12 protein-coding genes are annotated in these 14,760 nt (G+C 64.6%); 6 read left to right on the forward strand and 6 right to left on the reverse strand.

Annotated elements, in window-relative coordinates; all coding sequences use genetic code 11:
* Nucleotides 1–183: 183 nt before the first annotated feature.
* The 6 genes from MOQ72_RS34285 to MOQ72_RS34305 all read right to left on the reverse strand — a co-directional run bounded on the left by MOQ72_RS34285 (nucleotide 184) and on the right by MOQ72_RS34305 (nucleotide 6,015).
* A complete protein-coding gene (locus MOQ72_RS34285; RefSeq protein ID WP_242189981.1) occupies nucleotides 184–459 on the reverse strand; it encodes a hypothetical protein in 276 nt (91 codons plus the stop codon).
* Between the two features lie 107 nt (nucleotides 460–566).
* Nucleotides 567–1,466: a pyridoxamine 5'-phosphate oxidase family protein gene (locus tag MOQ72_RS34290; RefSeq protein ID WP_242189982.1), complete on the reverse strand. Its 900-nt coding sequence runs from the start codon at nucleotides 1,464–1,466 to the stop codon at nucleotides 567–569.
* Nucleotides 1,463–2,650 (reverse strand): peptidogalycan biosysnthesis protein, encoded by a 1,188-nt coding sequence (locus tag MOQ72_RS34295; RefSeq protein ID WP_242189983.1) that lies wholly within the window; start codon nucleotides 2,648–2,650, stop codon nucleotides 1,463–1,465. Before MOQ72_RS34295 ends, MOQ72_RS34290 begins: the two co-directional genes overlap by 4 nt.
* Before the next feature lie 284 nt (nucleotides 2,651–2,934).
* Complete coding sequence (locus MOQ72_RS44805; RefSeq protein ID WP_277955113.1) at nucleotides 2,935–3,063, reverse strand: hypothetical protein; 129 nt, start codon at nucleotides 3,061–3,063, stop codon at nucleotides 2,935–2,937.
* A 310-nt stretch (nucleotides 3,064–3,373) separates the two neighbouring features.
* Nucleotides 3,374–4,666 carry a helix-turn-helix domain-containing protein gene (locus MOQ72_RS34300; RefSeq protein WP_242189984.1) on the reverse strand — a complete coding sequence of 431 codons (1,293 nt, stop codon included), beginning with the start codon at nucleotides 4,664–4,666 and terminating at the stop codon, nucleotides 3,374–3,376.
* Nucleotides 4,663–6,015 (reverse strand): FAD-binding oxidoreductase, encoded by a 1,353-nt coding sequence (locus MOQ72_RS34305; RefSeq protein WP_242189985.1) that lies wholly within the window; start codon nucleotides 6,013–6,015, stop codon nucleotides 4,663–4,665. The genes MOQ72_RS34300 and MOQ72_RS34305 overlap by 4 nt, the downstream gene beginning before the upstream one ends.
* Before the next feature lie 287 nt (nucleotides 6,016–6,302).
* Here MOQ72_RS34305 and MOQ72_RS34310 point away from each other — a divergent pair, with 287 nt between their 5' ends.
* The 6 genes from MOQ72_RS34310 to MOQ72_RS34335 all read left to right on the forward strand — a co-directional run.
* Nucleotides 6,303–8,801 carry a hypothetical protein gene (locus MOQ72_RS34310; RefSeq protein ID WP_242189986.1) on the forward strand — a complete coding sequence of 833 codons (2,499 nt, stop codon included), beginning with the start codon at nucleotides 6,303–6,305 and terminating at the stop codon, nucleotides 8,799–8,801.
* Nucleotides 8,802–9,424: 623 nt separating this feature from the next.
* The gene (locus tag MOQ72_RS34315) at nucleotides 9,425–10,216 is read left to right on the forward strand and encodes a VOC family protein (protein ID WP_242189987.1); all 792 of its coding nucleotides are present in this window, start codon (nucleotides 9,425–9,427) and stop codon (nucleotides 10,214–10,216) included.
* A gap of 418 nt (nucleotides 10,217–10,634) precedes the next feature.
* Nucleotides 10,635–12,179: an acyl-CoA dehydrogenase family protein gene (locus MOQ72_RS34320; RefSeq protein ID WP_308198032.1), complete on the forward strand. Its 1,545-nt coding sequence runs from the start codon at nucleotides 10,635–10,637 to the stop codon at nucleotides 12,177–12,179.
* Between the two features lie 470 nt (nucleotides 12,180–12,649).
* Complete coding sequence (locus MOQ72_RS34325; protein ID WP_242189989.1) at nucleotides 12,650–13,258, forward strand: GAF domain-containing protein; 609 nt, start codon at nucleotides 12,650–12,652, stop codon at nucleotides 13,256–13,258.
* A 169-nt stretch (nucleotides 13,259–13,427) separates the two neighbouring features.
* Nucleotides 13,428–13,925, forward strand: coding sequence for a hypothetical protein (locus MOQ72_RS34330; protein ID WP_242189990.1), 498 nt, complete (start codon nucleotides 13,428–13,430; stop codon nucleotides 13,923–13,925).
* Between the two features lie 515 nt (nucleotides 13,926–14,440).
* On the forward strand, nucleotides 14,441–14,760 hold a 320-nt coding region (locus MOQ72_RS34335), incomplete at its 3' end, for a hypothetical protein (RefSeq protein WP_242189991.1).

Below are 14,760 nucleotides of genomic sequence, written 5' to 3' on the forward strand. Positions count from 1 at the left end.
CTGTTTTCCGCGATAGCACTCAGAATACTGAGGTAATTGCGCAATCGACGGGGGACTCGTTCGAATACCCGATCCTGCCAATTGGGTACCCCAGCGGGCAGCTGCGCTCCGGGTGGACGTGGCTGCCGGCCACCGGTACGCCAGATCTCGCCCATCGCGAGTTCGGCTTCGGGTTCAGATCGGTCATCTCGGCTTCAGTTGATCAACGCGCTGCCGGTTGACGCCGAATCCGGACTGCATGGAGGCCCGCTTGCGGAGATCGCTGCGGTAACCCTGTCCTGGTCGAGCGGTCTTCGCGGCACGGACGACCGCCGCGTCGTAGAGGTTCTGGCCGCCTCGTCCTGGCTGCCTGGCCACGGGGTGGACGCCCCAGGCGCGCAGGGTCCGACCGGCGCTGTCGTGATCCTTCAGGCCCAGGTGCGCGGCTACCTGGGTACTGGTCCACAGTTCAGCGGCCACGTGCCCTTCTCCTTGTGTGCGGATGATGGGGCCGTGCAGGCCCCGATTTTTCCCGAATTTGAGGCCGCGTCTGCGCGGATCCGGTGTGTGCGGGTGGCCGCTCGGAGCTACCGGTCCACGCGATCGACTGGTACTTCGATTCGAGCGTCGTGCTTGTCGGTGGCCCACCGGTCGGCGTCGAGGAGCCACCAGCGGTCCACGGTCAGGATGTAGAAGCGGCGCGGGCCGTCGTCTCGGAACTCGTCTTGTGGAAGTCGCCACCGCAGGCGTTCCTCGGGGTCGGGGAAGTTCAACTCGTAGTAGCGGTCGTAGAAGAAGGCCAGCTCGCCGGCAGGGACTTCACGGGCGACGCCGGTCAGTTGGGCGCCGTCGAGCGGAATGCCTGATGGTGCGTGTGATCCGCTCAGGCCGGTCAGGAACATCGACGCTGAGACTCGTGGCTGTTCGGTGAGGTTGACCGAGTGACGCGCGTGGCGGTTGGAGTACCAGAGCAGGCGTAGCGGCCCGGGGAGCGCGACGTAGTTGACCGTGGATGCCCATGGACCGCCTGATCCTTGGGTTGCGAGGGTGAGGAAGTGGGCGTTGTCCACGAGGTGTCGGCTTCGCTTGACCAGTGTCGCGGTCTGCGTCTCGCTGTCGGCAGTTGGCGCTGAGGGAGCCGCGGATACGGGCAGTGGTAACGGGATCGGCGGGTCGCTGCGGATTTGGGAGTCGAGGATGTCCCACCAGTCGTCCTGGCCGGTGCGCCGCGCCTCCCAGTCAGGGTTGCTGGAGCGCGCGTGGATCTCGCTGCGGTAGCGGCCCCATGCGGCTTCGTCGGCGAAGCTCACGTGGTGTTCGAGGCAGTGCACGTCCTCGCCGATGGTCACGGTCCACCACTTGGTGTCCACAACCATGTCCAACTCGTCGTAGAACCAGAGCTGGCGGTCGGCGATCCAGCGCCAGAACGCGTCGAGATCGGCACGGGCTTTCGCGGTCGGTCGGAATCGGTATACCAGGTGGATCATGCTGATGTCCGTTTCGTTCTCGGGAATTCGGGTAGGAAGCTGAGCCAGTCGTCGCTCATCGCAGCCCGGTAATCGGTGAAGCGGTGGAGGATTTCCTGGGCGAAACGGTGGTTATGGGCGAGCGCAAGGTGTTCGTCGATGTCGTCGTGCGCGGGGACGACGACCGCGGCGAGCGGGTCGAGGCGTGCGCCGCGGCGCACCTTCGCCTCCAGGGAGGAGACGGAGAGGTGTACTCGGCGAAGTCCTTCGTTGGCGGCGTAGTCGACCAACGCGTGGAAGTTCATGACGAAGTACGGGGATCCGGTGCGCGGCGCGGTGTCGTCCGCTCCGAAGTATCGCGCGTACAAGGTGGCCGCGTGCCGGTAGCAGATGGTGGCAAAGGCCAGTTGGCCGTGCCGCAGGCACAGCACGGCCTTCGCGTCGTCGAGGAGTCCGGTGTCGCGTTGTGCGGCGAAGACCCGCCGCATCCACGCCGTGCCGTTGCTGTTGCTGTTGCCGTGCTTGCGGCGGGTGGCTGCGATCAGCGGTGCTACCGCGTCGGTGACGGCCGGGGTGAGGTCGGTCCATTCGAGGGTGTGACCAGCCCTGGCGAAGTCTCGTAGTTCTGCGCGCCGTCGTTGCTGGTTGTGCCTGCGGGCCTGGCGGAAGAGAGCGTTCGCGCCGTCGGGTGGGACGTGCACGGTGGTGTCCGCGGAGTGCAGCAGCATCCGCGCCGCCGGGTGCGCCGTGGCCAACTCTTTCGCCGCCGTGACCGGCAGGTAGGGCATGATCACACCGCCGCGGCCTTCTGCGGTCGCGACGTCCAGGGCGGTGGTCAGCAGGTGCGCCAGCGTGTTCGCTCGATGTCCGTTCCTGGCCGCGAGTAGTCCGTTACAGGTGGAACGGCGGGTGCCGAGCCAGGTGAACGGGTGCTGCTTCCAGTGACCGGGGATGTCCGGGAAGAAGTCGGGAAGCGAGAACAGCGCGTCGTCGTGTTCGCCTTCCCAGAACGGGAGCGCGCCGATCAGGGTTGTGCCGTCGTGGGTGAGCACTGCTCGGTGGGGACGGTCGGTGGCGTGATCCAGGTGCCGCAGCCAGGCGTGCCTGCAGAACAGGTCACCAGAACGATTCAGGCGGTCCCAGTCGGTCTCCGGGACGTCGGCGGTGGCATCGACGACTCGGGTGGCTGTCTGCGTCGACGTCATTGACGTTTCCTTCGAAGATCTCCGCGTAACGTCGGCGGGTGGTGGTGCGGTTTCCGGGATCGTGTGGTGGCGTGCGAGAACAGCGTCATGGTGATGCGAACACCGCCTCACCGAGCCAAGATTTGATGGCCACACCGTGACCGCCGAGGACCGCGACGTCCTCGTGCCCGTCTGGGCGGGAGCCGCCAGTGGTGAGGTGTGGCGGCTCCCGCCCAGTTTCTGTGCACAAGCGCCTGTTCAATTTCTCGGGAGCCGACGAGAAAGAGCAGGCGTTGTGCCTCCCTTTACACGACGTATTCGCGCAGCGCGGTGAGAGTGGCTGCGGCCACGTCTTCGATGAGGGGCTTGTGCAGCACGGTGATGTCGGCGTACCAGTCCATGACGCAGTCGCCGGTTTCAGGGACGGGCAGCACGTGCAGCGTCGCCCGGTACGACTGGAAGGGCAGCGGTCGCCGTCGAGCATGTCGTGGGTGTAGGACTGTTCGGTGCCGTCGACCACGACGTGATGCTCGCCCACCATAGAGCTGTTGAGGAGTCGCGCGGTGCGCACCGCACCGACCTCGGTGGGCTGGGCGCCGCCGGTGGCGCGCTCGACCAGGCCGCGGTGCCACGCGGAATGCTCGTTGCAGTCCCGCAGTCCCCGCCACATCTGGTCGGCCGAGACCTCGAACGCGCTCGCATACAACGTCACTGGTCAGCGCACCTCTCGTTCGACTATCCCGGTCAGGCGACCGCGATCCGTCGCGGTGGCTTCGTCTCGACCGCGTCGCGGTCGGCGGTGGCGGTGGTCTCGCGTGCCGGGCGGTGCACCGGACGCGGGCCTAGAACGGTCTTCGCCCATTCCGCGACCAACGACGGCAACTGCACACCACCGTCACCGGGCACCAGGAACTTTTCCCGCAGCAGTTCCCTGCGCTCGTTCACGGGCAGGGCGTCTACCATCTGATCGCCGCGGTGTGCCAGCTCAATGAGCAGCGCGGTCGCGTCGGCCGACAGGTGCTGAGCCGAGGCGTTCAGCGCCGCGGACAGCGATGCTTCGGGATCGTCATCGGCCGCCAGGTCCAGCGCCTGCAACCGGGTAGGGCCCTCCATCACGGCGATGAGCTCGCCGAGGCCGTACCCGTGCGCGTGGACGAGTTCGGCCGCTGCGTGGATCGCCAGCGGCAGGCAGTCGAGTAGCTCGGCCAGCCGCGTCAGCCGCGGGCTCTGCTCCGCGTCGTCTTCGCCGATCAGCCCGGCGAGCATGTCGGCCGCCGAGCTGATCGGAAGTCGCGCCAGCTGAAGGTGCCGTGCGGAGCTGCGGATGCTCAGCCCGCTCAGCCGTCGCCGACTGGTGATCAGCACCGCGCAGTGGTGGCCGCCGGGCAGCAGCGGCCGGACCTGCTTGGTGCTGTCCGCGTCGTCGAGCACCAGCAGGACCTTCTTGTCGGCCAGCAGCGTTTTCAGCAGTGCTTCGCGCGCGTCTTGGGAGTTCGGGAGGTCGGTGACGCCGAGTCCGCTGATCAGGTCGGCGAGGACATCGTGGGCCGTGGCGGGAGCACGGCCGGGGGTGTGGCCGTGCAACCGCGAGTAGAGGACGCCGTCGGGAAACGACGGGGTGGCGTCGTGCGCCCAGGTCACCGCCAGCCCCGTTTTGCCGATGCCGGCTGGTCCGGTGAGCACACGGATCGGCGTGCGGTGATGCGGTGCGAGCTCGGAGTGCAGCGCGCCGAGTTCATGGCGCCGGCCATAGATCAGGGGCGGAGCTGAGGGCAGTTGCGCGGTGTGGCGCAGGTGAGCACTCAGTTCTGTTCGAGCACGGCGGGCCTGGTTGATCAGGTTGTTCTCGGCTCCGAGAACGGAATCCAGAGCAGCCACGGTATTGGGGTGGGGAACGGTGCCGTGTTCGATCTTGCTGATCCAGAATTTGGTGACGTTGACGGCGTCCGCCAGTTCGGGCTGCGTCATCTTCCGCCGCAGCCGGAGAAGACGAACCGTGTTGCCGAAGTCGGGATTTCGCATGGTGGTTCCACTCATGGCGTGATGCCGTCGGGGGCGTAGCGCTGCAGGTTGAGCGCCGCCCATGGTCCGAATATCCCGCTGGGGTCGGTGCGTGCGATGACCTCGTCGCGCTGGTCGGCGAACTCGCCGAAATGGTGGCGTTCGTCGGCACCATCCAGCGGTGTGGTGCCGACCGGGTACAGCTCACCACCGAGGTGTCGTGCGCGCTCGTAGTGGAATCGATTGCGGTCCAGCTCCCCTCGGCACCACACGTTCCACTGGCTCGGGTGGACGTGCTGGGCGCCGTGCAGCACGTCCACCAGGTACACGAGACCGGAGGAGTCCGCCGGGGGCAGTCGCAGGGACGTGCGCCGGTCGAACGCCGCTGCGACGTGGGGCACGAGCATTCCCATCGAGTTCGCCGGTGGATCAGCAAGAATCGTGTCCACGAACTCGTCGACCCCTGCGCCGAGGACCATGGACGTCCTCGACGTCGGGACCCACCCGCGGTGCAGTTCACCGGCAGCGTCGTCGAGTTCGGACACGGTGTGGCGATAGGTGCGGCCATGCGGGCTGGTGGAGAGGGGCACCGGTGCCAGATCCCGCATCACCCACCCCGTGGCCGGGGGCTTGCGGTGGTAGTAGCCGGTGGCGATCAGGTGGTATTCGCCGAGGCGTTGCCAGCGCGCGTGCAAGTCCACGACGTGCTCACGCAGCGACAGAGTGCGCATGTCTTCCAGCAGTTCGGCCATGTCGGCATAGGTTCGACGCCAGGTGCGTGCCATCGGTGGTACCGGGCACAGGGCGAGATGGGCGCGGGTGATGATGCCGACCGCGCCGTGTCCGCCCAACGCGACGCGGAACACGTCCGGGTTCGATTGGCGGCTGCACCACACCCGTTCGCCCTGTCCGGTCACGAGTTCCAGGCCGAGGCAGCGATCCGCGATCGAACCTTCGCGGACCACAGTGGACCAGCCCCCGGCGCTCAGGACGTCTCCAATGGACTGTCTGGTGTCGAGGCTGGGACCGGAGGTCAGGCGCTGACCGGTCGACCATGCCGCGTCAACCACCTCGCGGATCGTGGCTCCGGCCTCGGCGTCGATCACGCCCGTGTCGACGTTGACGATCCGGTTCAGGGCGCACATGTCGATCGCGATGCCGGGGGTGAGCTGCTGGCCGCCCATTTGGCGCAGCGGCCCCCGGGCGCGCGCTGGCAGGCCCAGACCGTGGCAGGCGCGAATCACCTCGACCACATCGTCGGTGCTGGTCGGCCGTACCACCTTCCGCGGTGAACAACGGATCATTCGACCGAGGTCGGTGGCATCGTCATCGGGAGCGAGCATCCGGTAGACGCCCGGCTGATCAAGCGGGCTTGTACTGGCCACGGAGTTGACGTCAGGATGTGGCTGAATAGTCGACCTGGTCATGTGCTCCCCTCTTCGCTCGTCGCCGCCGATTCCTGTGTGCTGTGCGGTCGTTCGTGTGGTTCCGAAGCGGCAAGTCCCTGTCAGCTCACCATGTGGGAGCGTCTCGGGGGGATACGGAGCGGATCCGGGAATCGCTCGGATGGCCTACGTAAATTTCTGATCAGTACCCTTCTCCGTAGACGCTCCGTAGTCACCTGGAGGGCATCGATGGAGTGCGGAGACGATGACGCGACACCTTGAACGTGATGTCAGTCACGTTCAAGGTTGTGTGGTGGGCCTCTCCCGGCGATACGCTCTGGCAACCAGACTTCGGGGACGTGGTGTTTGTGATAACAGGCAAGCTGCCCGCCGTAAGCGGCAAACCGTTCATTGGACGGGACAAGCTGCTTGACCAGGGCAAGACGATCCTGCGTGGACAGTGCCGGCACCTCAACCTGTCCGGCGGGGGAGGGTCAGGTAAGACACGAGTTGCCGCTCAGCTGGCCTGGGAACTCAGTCACGAACTTCTCCGGGATGCGGCGGGCCGGGAGTTGAAGGAGCCGCTGTTCACGCTTGTCCGGTGGGTCGCCCTCAACAACCACAAACGGACTGAGGACGCAGGAGCGAATCTGCGCTTGGTGAAGGAGGAAGTGGGAAAGGCACTGGGCCTTCGGGACAACGACCACCTGGACATGCTGGATGTGGTGGTGGAGGAGATCCGGGACGGTCGCGTCCTGCTGGTGCTGGACAACTGCGAACACTTGCTTGACGCGGCGGCCACCGTCACCGTCGAACTGCTTAACCGCTGTCCCAATCTGAAGATCGTGTGGACCAGCCAGCATTCGCTCGGGCTGGACGGTGAGCAGCAGTTGCCCGTGCCGCCGCTACAGATGCCACCGCCGGGCGACCCGGGTGCGGTGCCGCACGATGCGTTGGAGTTGCTTGTTCTTCGGGCGAAAGAGGTTCGCCCGGATTTCGAGGTCACCGACGACAATCGCGATGATCTCGACGTGATCACGCGCCTGGTCAATGCCCTGCCGTTGGGGCTCGGCCTGGCCGGCAGGCAACTGCGGTCTAGGACGCCACGCGACCTGCGCCGCCGCCTCGAACGACATGGGGTCTTGGGCCTGCGTGGTGGCGACCGGTACACATCACGACCGCAGCACCAGGGAATAGACGACACGCTGGACTGGAGTTGGCAACTGCTGCCGAAGAAAGAGCAGATCACCTGGGCGCGTTGCTCGGTGTTCGTTGGGGATTTCAGCCCCGAAGCCGCCGCAGCCGTCGTGGCCGACGACGATGACGAAACCACACCAGGGACTATCACCCCAGACGACGTGGAGCAGCTGCTCGACACGTTGGTGGAGAAAAGCATTCTCGACCTGGTCCCCACCGACGAGTGCAGTCGCTACCGGATGCTGACCACGGTGCATGAAAAAGGCGACGAAGAACTTGCCAAACTCGGTGAGCAGAAAGCCGTTCGCCTCTGCGCCCTGCGTTACTACGTCAAGAAGGCAGAGAAGGCCAGCGCGGAGTGGTACTCCGACGAAGAGATCTACTGGCTTCTCTTCTGGCAAGCCGAACAGGTCAATGTCGAGGCGGCGCTGCACACCGCCGAGCAGTATGACCCCGCCCTCGGGCTGAGGCTGATAGTCGACCTGGTTCGTGGCCGCGGCGGGATGTTCTATGGCCGCCTGGAAGCCTACGCGCGGTGGGTCGAACGCTTGGTGGCCAAGTTGCCGGACCGAGAAACCACGGCGGATCTCGTGGCAGACGGACTGTCCACCGCTGGGTGGCTGCGGTGTCTCATCGGAGACACCGACGGCGCCCGACGCGCGCTCGACGACGCCACCCATTACGAAGCGCTCTGGGGTAAACCTCTGCCAACAGTGATGAACCTTCGCAGCACCTACACATGGTGGGGCCGCGGGAGAAGTTCCGAAGCTCTTCCGCTGATGCAAGAAGCAGTCGACGCCTTCGCCGCCCAGGGGCTCCGCGGCGATAGCCACCTGCTCCTGCTCCAGATGACCCTCTGCGCCGCGTTCCAGGGGCCCACAGAGCAAGCGGATGCCCTAGTCACCATGTTGGTCAGCAATGCCGAGAACTCCGGCGCGACATGGACGATCTCCTGGGCACAGTACGCACGCGTCGTCTACCTGGTGCGGAGAGCATTGGAAGCAGCCGATCACGTAGCCGCGCGTGACGGCCTACGGGAAGCGAAAGATCTCGTCGACTCCGTATCGAAACTGTGGGATGACATCGGCGACCGTTGGTCACCGGCCTGGGCTCGTGCAGCCTTGGCCTGGGTGCTGGCCTTGCAGCAGGAGTACCGACAGGCCGCCCTGATGCTCGGCGCCGCCCGCCACTACCAGGACCGCGAGAACGAAGACCTCGAACGCCTGCCCGGACTCCGGGACTTCAACAACCGCGCCGCCCAGCTCTGCCGAGAGCACCTGGGCGAGGAGGGATTCGAGGCCGCCGTCGCGGAAGGGCGGGAACGTGACCACATCGCGCTGACCATGGAGTTGGCCGTCGACAGCGCGACGCACGGTCAATCCTCGTTGACTCCGATGGAACAACGAGTGTACGACCTGCTCCCCGCATCCTACGCAGAAATAGCGGAATATTTTACCATCTCGCCCAAGACCGCCATAACCCACGTGAACAACATTCGGAAGAAACTGGGCGGATTCTCAAGCAAGGAAAAACTTGAGGAGTGGAAGCACCGAGCTCAACGCCAAAATGTGATCTCCATCACTACGTAGGAGGTATGGAGACACGAGATCCGTACCCCCTACGCGAATTATCCGGGGTGGTCAGCTCTGTCCCAGCGCACCATCATGCGCCACAGTGGAGCTGTGTCGGCGGCCCGTACCGCCCGGCCTCAACGCGAAGGGGGACGTAGTGGGCGAGTTCGCCTGTACCACCCGGGTGTTTCACCAGGGTGCAGCAGATGTTGTGCGGCGAGCTGCTGGCCGGATGCGCTCGGGGTTAGCGAAGAGTGAACGGCGAGCGCCCACGGTCGGCCAAGGCGTCTGCAGCGCTGGAACGCGACATTCGACAGCCTGGATCCAAGCAGCGAGGCGCCTGGTTTAACTCGTGGCCCAGGGCAACGAGCGGCAGTCACCACCGCCAGCAGGTTGCTGAATGCCCCAGAAACCAGCGCACTGAACAGCGCCCTGGTTGCGGTAAACACGCCAGAATCTTCGTTTCTGGACATACAACATGTCCGCGAACAAAGTCCGACGGCGGCAATGAAGCCTCGGTGATGGAGATGAAGCATTCGGACACCTCCGATCACGCTCGATGAGTATGGCGATCAACTCCGGCTCCATCACGAAAGTTGCCGAACAACCCGGGGTGGCCCCGGAAGGAGAAGGAATACGGAATGACGATAGTGGGCTTCCGTCACATCGGACTCTACGTGGACGACGTCGACCGGTCGGTCGCGTTCTACAGCTCCGTGTTGGGTTTACAGGAGTGGCCGACAGACTCTCCCGGGCCGAAAGCCGACCTGCGCTACGACATGATGCTTGCGCAGCTCGGCGGCGGGAAGTTGCTCGCGCATCCGGATAAGAAGGGATGCATCAGTCTCAGCCCCGCTACCACGGGACCGTTTGACCCTGACAAGCCTGGCCTTGACCACCTGAGTGTCACAAGCGACGACCTCGATGACCACGAACGCAGTTTGACTGCGCAAGGGGTCAAGCACGGTAGTCCAACGTTCATGGCCAATGCAGAGATGACCGTCATGTCGATCCGAGACCCGTCCCGGATCCAACTCGAATCCACCCTCGCACCGAACGCTCCGGACGTCGTCCATCACATCCGCCTCACATGCGACTCCGTGGACGACTCCACGGAATTCTACCGGCACCTCGGCTTTGACGTGTTCATGTCCGGGCCCGATCCGCGCCTATTGGGTGGCGTGATCCTCGCCCATCAGAAGGCCGGATTGATTCTGGGCCTGCGTCCCGCGCTCGCGGCCGCCCCGTTCGTTCCCGGCAGAATCGGTCTGGGCCGTCTGATCGTCGACGTGCCCGCAGATGAGATCGACGCACTGGCTGCTGACCTCGATACCTCTCCCACCATCATCGAGACCGCAGGAGTATCCGTGGCAAGAACAACGGATCCGACCGGAATCCCGATCGACTGCGTCGCAGAACTGCGACAACAGTAGCCAGCGAACAGAAAGCCGACCTGGGCGATGGTCCCGCGATGCGCGGGACCATCGCCCAGGCGACACGGTGCTGATCGCCGACGAGGCCGCCTGACTAGAGCCCCGACGCGCAGGGCTACCGGTCGGACAGGACCGCAGTAACTGCGCGTGCTGACGATCATCGACGCCGCGCCTCCCCTCGTCCATGAGACACTCCCTGTTACCGATCAGATCGAGTCACACATCCCGTACCAACACGATTTAGGCTGATAAAGGCGCGTTGACGAGCAATCAAAGCATGGCCAAAAACCAGTTACACAATGCCATTGCACACACTGCGTCACGAGATAGATCACCAGGATGCCGCTACCTGGCCTTTAGAGTCCCCTGTAGATTACTCACGGTATGATCTTGATTGACTCGACGTGAGGAGAAGAGAGTGCCGGTAACTGGGCACAGTGAAAAGACCAACACCATCCTAGAGGCCATCCGGTGGCGTGCACGCCACCGCGTGAACGCCGAACTCATGGATCAACGTCGTTCATTGTCGCCAGGTTGGCAATCTGACTGCGCGGCGGCGGGCTTACTGGGCTTAACGATTCCGGAGGAGTACGGAGGCCACGGTCTCACGTGGACTGAACTGGTCGACGTCATGCACCAGTTAGGCGCCACCAACTGCAACGACTACGTCGGACTCATGGTAGTCAACACCCTGGGCCCGCCGCCCATCATTCATTTCGCCCGCGAAACACTGAAAAAAGAGATCCTGCCCCAGTTAGCATCCGGCCAGGCACTGAGCACGAGCGCGATCTCCGAACCCGACATGGGATCGTACCTCGCCGGTATCAAGACAACCGCACGACGACTCCCCGACGGGAGCTACCTCCTCAACGGCGAAAAAAAGTGGATCTCCCTGGGAGGTGACGCGCGATACGTCAACGTCATCGCCCAATTACTCGATGAGCACAACAACCGATTAGGGATCACCGGGTTCCTGATCGACACCGCACAGAAGCCCGGGTTCATCGTCGGCCCCGAAGAGCGAACACTGGGGCTGCGCGCGGTACCACAAAACACCCTCACATTCGAGAACCTGCACATCCCCCCTGAATACCTCCTCGGCGGCGAGGGCGAAGGTCTGCGCGCGGCGAAAAACGCGTTCCAAACCGGTCGGCTTTTGCTGGCCGCCGGAATCTCCGGCGCCGCGAAACGCGCGCTGCGGATAGCCCAGACCTTCGCGCAAGACCGGGTCGTCGCGACTGGGCTCCTTGCCGAAAACGGGCAAATCCAGAACATGGCAGCAGACGCGATCGCCGCGATCCAGGCGGTCGACATGCTCGTCGCCCATACCGCCCACCGCCTCGACCATGGCCAGAACTTCGATCACCTGCTTTTTATCGCCAAGGCGATCGGGTGCGAAGAGATGTGGCGCGTGATCGACGACTGTGTCCAGATCCTCGGTGCGCGTGGTTTTCTCGACACCAACGTTGTGGGCCAAATGTTCCGCGACTACCGGCTGTTTCGGATTTTCGAGGGCTCAACACACACCGTGTGGGGATATCAGGGGGCGATGCTGCGCAAACGCCCCGAGGAGTTCCTGGCGCTGGTCGCCGAGTTCGACACCTCCCCGGAGGTGCACGAGCTCATCTCGGAATCCGCCGAGTTCACCCGAACCGACACGCCCGGTGGACCGTCGCGGCACCGACACACCAACGGCGTCGGCCAGCTCGCGGGGTGGAGCGTCCTCGCCGCGATCACCAGCGACGCCGCGCGGCGCGGTGACGCGCACGCCTACACCGCCGCCTGGTGCGAACGCCAACTCCGTACCTGCCTGCAACGCGCTCGCGACGCACTGACCGTCGAACTCCCCACCGTGGCGGAAATCAGCGCCACGATCCACAAGTTCGACGACCAGATCGGCGACCTCACCCAGCAGCACCCAGGCGAGCGCCACCAGATGGACACCCTGCTGCTGCGACACTGACCACACATCGCAGTCCCGCGAACAAGACTGATCGACCTGTGGGTGGAGGATCTGCCGGAGATGCGCCGCGGTGGCGGGCACGGTCTCACCTACACCTCCACGAAGGCGTTCAACTGGTGCTCGCGGCGCCGCTCACCCGGAATCACGCGGCGAATTGCGACCCGAACCCCACCGCAGCCAGCGGTTCGTGGGCGGCCAGCCAGGCTCGCCTCCACCAGGGCCTTCACCTGCTCATCGACTGGTGCCGAGTTGATCGGTCCGCCTCGCCGTGGCCCTTTGCTGTGCATGTCGCTACGATCAGCCGGGATTTGATCAACAGTGAGCGCTGGTAGTCCGAGACGGTGCAGGTCCCCACTCGAAGGAACCCCTGCCCGTCTCCGACCACCCACCCGTACCGAGGACTCTGATGTCTAAATTTCCTCACCCGACGCCGCTTCCAGGCGTGTGTTGGGTCGAGTCGGAGGTAACACGTGCTCGCCGCAACCCCGTCCGAGCAGACATGCGCCCATTACGGAGATGAGAGGCCCAGCACGATGATTTTTGACGCCGCCCCGCTCAGGATCGACGCCGACCTGGCGATGGTCCACAAGCTAGCGCCGCAACGCGAAGAGGCCCTGGCGCACTACAAACTCGGGAGTCGGGACTCCAGGCTCGACGACTTTGCCCGGAAAGCTGCTATGGCGTTGGGCTACCCCAACGCCGCAGTCAACATCATCGGCCGCACACAACGCATCTGCGGCGTCTACCTCGAATCCGGCGGGGAGTTCCCGTTCGAAGAGGTGGACGACCTCGTGACCGGTTTTTGCCCGCATGTCCTCGGCCGCGTCGCCCAGGCGCTCCCGCTTGAGCATGTGGACGACGATCCACGGTTCCACACCAACGACATCGTGACAATGCTCGGAACCGAATCCTACGTGGGAGCTAAGCTCAAAGACCGCCACGGCGTGCTCCTCGGCACGGTCTGCGTCCTAGACAAAAAACGCCACACGCTGACAAAAAACCACGTGGAAACGATCAAGTCGGTCGCGGACGAGGTGAGCAAGGACATCACCGATCCACGTTGGAATGACCCCCGGTGATCCCACGGACGACACGCATGCGCACGGTGTCCGTCGCCCTGCATAGGGAACGGCGGACACTGCCGTGTTTCTCCCGCGTTCGAACCGGGGTCCAGACCGCTCCCGGCCAGCTCCAGCCCCTTGTACGATCCGGAAGAAGTCTGGCGACCTGCGGCAAGGGATTCTCACGATGAACACTCCGTACAGTCCCCACCCGCTCGGCGGCCCCGCGACACCTGTGACCCCTGAACTCGGCGACCTCCGCGCTGACAGCGTGGAGCAGATTTTGTTGTGGCTAAAGGACATCAGCGAGGTAGTGACTCAACTGCACTCGATCGCCAAGAGTCAACCCGTCGCCCAGGACGTGACCCGCGGGCTGTACGCCCTGCGCGCCGTCCTCGCCACCGCCGTGGACACGCTGGACCGCGAGAGCACCCGCCAACTTTCCGCGCAGGTCGAGGCCGACGTCGAGCGGCTGGCCGATCTGCTGGACCAGTACCAGTTCTCGTGCCAGACCGGGGGCACTGTGCACATCGTCGACCCCTGGCCTGCAACCACCCGCGAGCGGACCCTCTGCAACGGGCCCGTCGGCGAAGTCCACGACCACCGTCCGGACGGACCGCTGTGCGTGACGTGCGCGACGTCGTTCATCTGCAATGTCTTCCCCACACAACAGGCTCAGGCATAATTACCGTCGACACGCGCCTTACAAGGGTTTCCCGCCCGGCCTGGCGCGTGAGGCGTTACGGCCTGTCCGTACCGTTGTGGCGTTTCAAGACCGGCGATGCGACAGTCGACGGTCGTCACGATGACAGCGCGACAGTTGGACTGAGGGTTGGGGCGACACGACCGGCATTTCCGGCGGCTCGGTTGACACGCTGGCGGGCGTCGTTCGTGGTCGTGGGGCGAGAGGCTCGTTTTCCGCCTTCCGCCGCAATCCTCCGCAGCTCGTTCCAGGTGGCGAAGTGGTGGACGGGCTGGGCGTGCTCAGGGGGTTCGACGTCGGCTAGGCGTCGGGCGAGCTAGCGCTCGAAAAGCATGAGCAGCCTGTCCATGCGGGGCAGAACACCGTGGTGCATCAGCAGCTCACGAACGGATGAGGCAGTGCGGAACCGGCAACGACTCGGAAACTCCACACTCAGCACTCAGCTATTGTTAGCGGCTCCTGCGGGAAACGGCTTGCCAACAGCAAGGAAAGTGAGGTTGAGGTCGCTGTCGACGCCGGACGAACAGGCACTCGCTGCAAGCAGGGCCCAGTTTAAGGACCTGCTCGACAAGCTGCTCGCCGCATACGGACGGGACGTGGCAGAGCGGGGCCGGAAGGACGCGTTTTACACGTTTTTGATGCACTTCCGGGACCAGTGGGCGTGGATGGATGTGCCCGCGGTGCTTGTGACCGCGGTCGACCGGCTGGACCGCCGCACCGTCGAGGCCCCGCCAGCCCAAAAGGACCTGCTCGACAAGCTGCTCGCCGCATACGGACGGGACGTGGCAGAGCGGGGCCGGAAGGACGCGTTTTACAC

This window comes from Saccharopolyspora soli, assembly GCF_022678645.1.
GTDB classification, from domain to species: Bacteria; Actinomycetota; Actinomycetes; order Mycobacteriales; family Pseudonocardiaceae; genus Saccharopolyspora; species Saccharopolyspora soli.